Origin of the sequence: Streptomyces sp. NRRL F-5630 (assembly GCF_000719475.1) — a bacterium.
In the GTDB taxonomy this organism is placed as follows: domain Bacteria; phylum Actinomycetota; class Actinomycetes; order Streptomycetales; family Streptomycetaceae; genus Streptomyces.
The window spans coordinates 1-688 of the sequence record NZ_JOGO01000192.1 but is presented as its reverse complement, the minus strand read 5'-3'; the positions used below and the strand labels follow the sequence as shown (position 1 = coordinate 688).

Sequence of the window (688 nt, the reverse complement as noted above, 5' to 3'; positions counted from 1 at the left end):
CGGATTCTCGTCGCCGACCTGGCGGAGGCCGGTCTCGTCGCGATCCACCAGCCCGGCGGCGACGAGAACGCCGGCGGCCAGCCAGACGTGACACTGCTCGAAAGGGTGCTCAGTGGACTTCGCAAGCTCTAGCGGCGAACCGGGACGGTCGACCACCAGCGCGAAAATCGTGGTCGCCGGCGGCTTCGGCGTGGGCAAGACGACCTTCGTCGGCGCCGTCTCGGAGATCAACCCCCTGCGCACCGAAGCCGTCATGACGAGCGCCAGCGCCGGCATCGACGACCTCACCCACACCGGCGACAAAACCACCACCACCGTCGCCATGGACTTCGGCCGCATCACCCTCGACCAGGACCTCATCCTCTACCTCTTCGGCACCCCCGGACAGGACCGCTTCTGGTTCATGTGGGACGACCTCGTCCGCGGCGCCATCGGCGCCATCGTCCTCGTCGACACCCGCCGCCTCGCCGACTGCTTCCCCGCCGTCGACTACTTCGAAAACAGCGGCCTCCCCTTCGTCATCGCCCTCAACGGCTTCGAAGGACACCAGCCCTACACCCCCGACGAAGTCCGCGAAGCACTCCAGATCGGACCCGACACCCCCATCATCACCACCGACGCCCGCCACCGCGCCGACGCCAAATCCGCCCTCATCACCCTCGTCGAACACGCCCTCATGGCCCGCCTG

The 688-nt window shown here is 67.9% G+C and carries 2 protein-coding genes; both read left to right on the top strand.

Going from position 1 to position 688, the window contains the following annotated elements:
- On the top strand, positions 1 to 132 hold a 132-nt coding region (locus IF99_RS33155; RefSeq protein ID WP_010636332.1), incomplete at its 5' end, for a DUF742 domain-containing protein.
- On the top strand, positions 113 to 688 hold a 576-nt coding region (locus IF99_RS0130285; protein ID WP_037828299.1), incomplete at its 3' end, for a GTP-binding protein. The genes IF99_RS33155 and IF99_RS0130285, both read left to right, overlap by 20 nt.